This is a genomic window from uncultured Maricaulis sp., assembly GCF_905480005.1.
GTDB lineage: Bacteria > Pseudomonadota > Alphaproteobacteria > Caulobacterales > Maricaulaceae > Maricaulis.
Genome location: NZ_CAJQOO010000057.1, coordinates 1 through 5,157 on the forward strand (window position 1 = coordinate 1; position 5,157 = coordinate 5,157).

Here is a 5,157-nt window from a genome sequence, read left to right on the forward strand (position 1 = left end):
TCCCCGCTTGTCACAAAGGTTGAACCTGCCCCGCCCCACCCGACTTGTCGACAATGGCGTTGATCCTGTCATTTCCCACTCACGGCGGACGACATGCCCGCGACAATCCCCCGATCCAATCCTTCATCGCCTGCCGTCGAAGACCGTCAAGTCCGGGACAGGGGATTTGGCCGCCGTCCCGGCGATACCTCAGATCAATTCCGGTATCGGGATCGCGGTCGAGAATTTGTGCGTCGTGAAGACGACCGATGTCTCGTATCGGCGGATACCGGGATCACCCAGCAGATGCTGTTCCGCCCAGGCCTCGAAATCGCGCAGGTTGGCGGCGTGAACATGGATGATGAAGTCCACCTCGCCGGCGATGGAATAGCACTGCGTCACACAGGCTTGCGCCATCATGCGTGTTCGAAACCCGATATGGTTGGCCGGCGTGTCGTCGGCGAAAACCACGGACACAATCAGGGTTTGCCCCAGCGCGTCACGGTCGAGAAGCGCGACATCACCCTTGATCAGGCCGGACGTCCTCAACCTGTCCAGACGGCGGCGGACGGCCGTTTCAGACAGGTTGACGCGCTTTGCGATCACCCGGTTGGGGAGCCGGTTATCCATCTGAACCAGTGACAACAAGGCCCTGTCGAACGTGTCGATATCCATGGCCTGACCCTATGTGGCGAAATTCGCCATTTCAAGTACGGAATTCGCCGATTAAAGCCTGCCAGACCGGGCTAGTTTGGCCGTTCATTGTTCAGGAAACCTGCCATGCCTTGCCTCAAACATGTGATCCGGGCCGCAATGCTCGCAGTCTTCTGTGTGGGCTGCGCCAATGCCGAGCCGCCCGAGGGCGAGCCGACCGCCGCCGACCGGATTACAGACCGCGTCGATGCCGCCCTGGCGGAAAACGATATTCCGGGCGCCATCGTGCTGTTGGACATGGACGGCGAGCGCGTAACCATTGCCCGCGGTCTGGCCGACCGTGAAACCGGCCTCGAGATGGAGACGACCTACCTGTTGCGCGCAGCGAGTGTCGGCAAGCTCCATACCGCCGCTGTGATCCATCAATTGATCCTGAACGGCGAATTGTCGCTGGACATGGCCCTCGCCGACCTCGTCCCGCCGGCGTTTCTGGAGGGAGTGGCTAACGCCGACCAGGCCACGATCCACCAGCTCCTGAACCACACGAGTGGCATTCCCGACTATTATGACGATCGCTGGTTTGCCCATGTGAATACCCGTGAGGGCAATACCGCAGACCGAACCCTCGCCCATATCCGCGGCGCTCCGGCCGAATTCCCGCCGGGCACCCGGCACGCCTATTCCAACACCAATTATCAATACCTGGCACTGGCCGCTGAAGCGGTCTCCGGCCAGCCACTGGACACCCTCTACCAGCAACTCGTCATCGAGCCGCTGGGCCTGACAGCGACCGGCTATAATATCCAGTTCGATCCGCGCGACCGAATTCACGGCTATGGCAGCGAACAGGATCCCGAACAGGACGTGTACGAGCTATTGGAGAATAACGGGCCGGATGGCGGCATATTCACGACCGCAGACGAGTTGGCCGATTTCCTGGATGCTGTTTTCGCCGAAGAGGGACGCCTGCAGGCGATCGGCGCCTCGATGATGTCGGAGCTGCATGATCGCGGCGAAGGACGATATCGCGCACTCGGCCCCACCTATGTTGAACACCCGTTGGGCTTCACGGCGATTACCCATGGCGGCTCGATTGCCGGTTACGGCACAATCGCCATCCGGCTCCTGAGCCATGACGCGACCGTCATCGTCCATGTAAACCGCGACCGCCCCGACATTGCCGGGCAGCTCGCGCGAGAAATCCTGCTGGAAGCCCTGACAGGGGCCGCCGACTAGAGTCCCACACGCGCCTTCAACACCGCCAGCCGGGCGACCGACTGGTTGATGCGGTGCTCGTTCAGGCGGCCATCGGCAATGGCCGCCTCGACCCATCCGACAATGCGCTGCGGCAGCTCAGCATCCGGTGCGGCGGAATTGGACAACATGATCATGTCATTGCCGGCCTCAATGGCGCGGATGACCGCTTCGCGCTGATCGTAATTCTCGCGAATGGCCGCCATGTCCAGATCATCGGTCATGACGACGCCGGTGAAGCCAAGCTCGCCCCGCAGCAAATCATCCAGGACCGGAGCCGAGAAGGTCACCGGCTCGCCACTCGGGTCGAGCTGGCGATTGGTCAGATGCCCGCCCATCATCAGATGCGCACGACCCTGGTTGATGAGTTCGCGGAACGGCGCCAGCTCGGCCTCGCTCCAACTGTCCGAGATATCGACGAAACCGTCATGACTATCCCCGCGCGAACGGCCATGCCCGGGGAAGTGCTTGATGGCGCAGGCGACGCCCTCGGCCTCGAAGGCGTCGATGAAGGCTGCGGCATAGGCGGCGATCGTATCGCCGTCCGTGCCATAGGCGCGGCCATGACGCCCGATCACCGCATTGTCCGGATCGTGGAGATCGGCAACCGGCGCCAGATTCATGTTGAAGCCGGCGGCGCGGAATTCTCCGGCGCCGAGGCGGTAGAGATCGCCCGCACCTTGCGGCGAGCGGGCTTCGGCGACCTGCATGGCGCGGGGCAGATGGGTATAGCCCAGATCCCGGGACAGGCGCTGGACCAGCCCGCCCTCCTGGTCAATCGCCATCCAGGCGCCCGGACGCGTGGCGAGAAAACGCGCCGCCGAGCCCTCAGCCCCTTCCCGCGACCGCACATTATGGCGCAGGAACAAGACGCCGCCGATCCGATTGGCGGCGAGATGGGCATCGATGATGTCGGCGCCTTCGGTCTCATTGTGCGAGCCGATGAAACCCAGCAGCAACATGTCACCGACCCGGTCAGCCAGCGGGCGATCGAGCTGTTCGCGCAGACTGGCGCGCATGCGCGCCTGCGCGGCCGGTCCCGCAGTGGCCATCAGCGTGGCGGCGAGTCCTGATTGCAATACGCGACGACGATCCATGATCCGCTATTCCTTGCCTATTCCCCGACCCGGAGCATGCGGATCGACCCGACCGGTGGCAAGTATGGGCGTCACGTCAGTCCAGCCCCGCGTCGCGCGTCGCGCATCGGCCGACCTTGATCGGGACATCCTCCGCAGGTGACAAATATTTTAGGCCTGAACAGGAACGTCGTAAGGCGGGACCGATCACATTTGCGTCATAACGAAGAGGGATAGCAGCAATGAAAAAATTTCTGATGGCGGGCGTTGCCCTCGCCATGACCGGGGCCGCAGCCTATGCGCTGGATGACGATCATGTCCGCCAGACCCGCATTCATGTGACCAGTGACAGCCATGCCACCTTTGTCGGCGGTGATGGCCAGATCGTTGAAATCCGCGGCGCCGATGGCGATCGCACCATCCATATCGACCGTGATGGCGAGGAGTCGATCATCGAGATTGATGGTCAGCGGATCGAGATCGCGAACGGCGCCGTTCGCGTCGATGGCCAATTGGTCGATGTGGCGAATGACGGTGTCGTGGTGATTGACGGCATGGACATCCGTGTCATCGAAGGCAATCACGCCCGCATGGGACGCGAAATCCAGCTGCACATGGCAGAGCGTGCCGAGCATCTCGCCGAAATGGAAAACCACGTCGCGCGCATGGTCATCGACATGAATGTCGAGGGTATCGAGGAAGGCGTGATGCAGTCGCTTGAGCTGGCCCTGTCCGGCCTCGACGAGAACCGCATCGTCCACTCCGATGATTGGGACGACCTCACGCCGGAAGAGCAGGAAGAGGTTCGCGCCGAATTGCGCGAGGCCCGCGAGGAGATCCGCGAAGCCATGAGTGAGACCCGTCGCGAGCTGCGTGAAGCGCATGTCGAGATGGAAGGTGCCCGCCGCATGGCGCGCATCGAGATCGAGCGAGCGACCCGTGACATGGCGCGCGCCGAGCGCGACATGGCCCGGGCCCGGGTCGAGGTCCTGCGCGGAGACGGCGAGCGCCAGCGTGCGCGGGTTGAGATCCTGCGCGCCGACGAGGCGGCCCGCCATGCCGATGTCGACCGCATGCGTCACATCCTTCGCGACAGCGATACTGGCAGCATCCGTATTGAGGACGATGATGGCCGGCGCCGTGTCTGGATCGATGGTGAGGAGCAAACCGGCGACGACCTGGTTGACTGGCTGAACCGGCTCGAAACCGACCGCCTGGAAGGTCGTCAGGAGGGCCGCCATGAAGGCCGTCGCGTCGAGCGTGAAATGCGCGTTGAGCGCCTGCATCACGGCGAAGGGCGTCGCATCATCGAACTCGATGGCGGCGAGCGTGTCGTGATTGTCGAAATCGACGAGGATGACGACGAGCGCTAGGTCGGTGCGACACTGATTCGCGAAAGGGCGGGCCCGCATGCGCGGCCCGCCCTTTTTGTGCGACACGGACCGGGCCTGGCCTGCGAGCAGACAAAAAAAGGGGCTGGCAAGGCCAGCCCCGAGATAACGGTTGGTCGATAAAGGGCGTCTCCTCCCCGAAACGCCAAAGGACAGAGCGGTCAGGCCCAGTCCGATTACGACGTTGACGTAGCACTTGGGTTGCGTCAACCCCCGTAATCTTAACGCTTGGGGATAAGCCCTACCGCCCGTTCGACTTTTTGCTACTACTTGTTGCGCTGCGCGACCGTGGCCACCGCGGCAATCCAGTTGTCGCGCGAGACAGTCTCCTGGGCTGGCTGCTCTTCGCGCCACTGCTTGTTGTCACTGATATCGGCCGCCAGGCGAGCGCCCAGCTTAAGATCCTTGATCGTGACCAGGCCCTCTTCGCGCTCGTTCGAGCCCACAATCACAGCCGCCACCGCACCGCGGCGGTCGGCGTATTTCATCTGCTTGCCCATATTGCCCGAGCCGACGAAGGCCTCGGCCCGAAATCCGGCAGCCCGCAATTCGCCGGCCATGGCGAGATAATCCGCCGAGCGGTCCTTCTCGCTGGCGACAACGAGGACCAGCGGCTTTTCCTCCACCGAGCCTGTCAGGCCCAGGGCAGACAGGGCCGCGGCGAAGCGGCTGACCCCGAAGGAGAAACCGGTCGCCGGTACAGCCTGTCCGGTAAAACGCGAGACCAGGTCATCATAGCGCCCGCCGCCACCGACCGAGCCGAACTGGATCGGTGAGCCGTCCTCATAGTGCGCCTGGGCCAG

The 5,157-nt window shown here is 63.1% G+C and carries 5 protein-coding genes; 2 read left to right on the forward strand and 3 right to left on the reverse strand.

Translation table 11 applies throughout. The features are described from left to right. Nucleotides 1-189: 189 nt before the first annotated feature. A complete protein-coding gene (locus QZ266_RS06420) occupies nt 190-654 on the reverse strand; it encodes an Lrp/AsnC family transcriptional regulator (RefSeq protein ID WP_295692868.1) in 465 nt (154 codons plus the stop codon). Between the two features lie 105 nt (nt 655-759). Between QZ266_RS06420 and QZ266_RS06425 the strand changes: the two genes are divergently transcribed. After that, on the forward strand, nt 760-1,869 hold the full coding sequence (locus tag QZ266_RS06425; protein WP_295692870.1) for a serine hydrolase: 1,110 nt from the start codon (nt 760-762) through the stop codon (nt 1,867-1,869). On the opposite strand, the gene QZ266_RS06430 is transcribed toward QZ266_RS06425, so the two are convergent. Continuing rightward, nucleotides 1,866-2,984, reverse strand: coding sequence for a glycoside hydrolase family 3 N-terminal domain-containing protein (locus QZ266_RS06430; protein ID WP_295692873.1), 1,119 nt, complete (start codon nt 2,982-2,984; stop codon nt 1,866-1,868). The two genes, QZ266_RS06425 and QZ266_RS06430, sit on opposite strands and share 4 nt — an antisense overlap. Nucleotides 2,985-3,205: 221 nt before the next feature. On the opposite strand from QZ266_RS06430, the gene QZ266_RS06435 reads away from it, so the two are divergent. Further along, nucleotides 3,206-4,336 carry a hypothetical protein gene (locus tag QZ266_RS06435; protein WP_295692876.1) on the forward strand — a complete coding sequence of 377 codons (1,131 nt, stop codon included), beginning with the start codon at nt 3,206-3,208 and terminating at the stop codon, nt 4,334-4,336. 284 nt (nt 4,337-4,620) lie between these two features. On the opposite strand, the gene QZ266_RS06440 is transcribed toward QZ266_RS06435, so the two are convergent. Continuing rightward, the coding region (locus tag QZ266_RS06440; protein ID WP_295692879.1) for a His/Gly/Thr/Pro-type tRNA ligase C-terminal domain-containing protein at nt 4,621-5,157 on the reverse strand (537 nt) is incomplete at its 5' end.

Excerpts from the sequence above, each read along its gene's own strand:
- QZ266_RS06420 (WP_295692868.1), bottom strand. The coding sequence starts at position 654 with ATGGATATCGACACGTTCGACAGGGCCTTGTTGTCACTGGTTCAGATG.
- QZ266_RS06425 (WP_295692870.1), top strand. The coding sequence starts at position 760 with ATGCCTTGCCTCAAACATGTGATCCGGGCCGCAATGCTCGCAGTCTTC.
- QZ266_RS06430 (WP_295692873.1), bottom strand. The coding sequence starts at position 2,984 with ATGGATCGTCGTCGCGTATTGCAATCAGGACTCGCCGCCACGCTGATG.
- QZ266_RS06435 (WP_295692876.1), top strand. The coding sequence starts at position 3,206 with ATGAAAAAATTTCTGATGGCGGGCGTTGCCCTCGCCATGACCGGGGCC.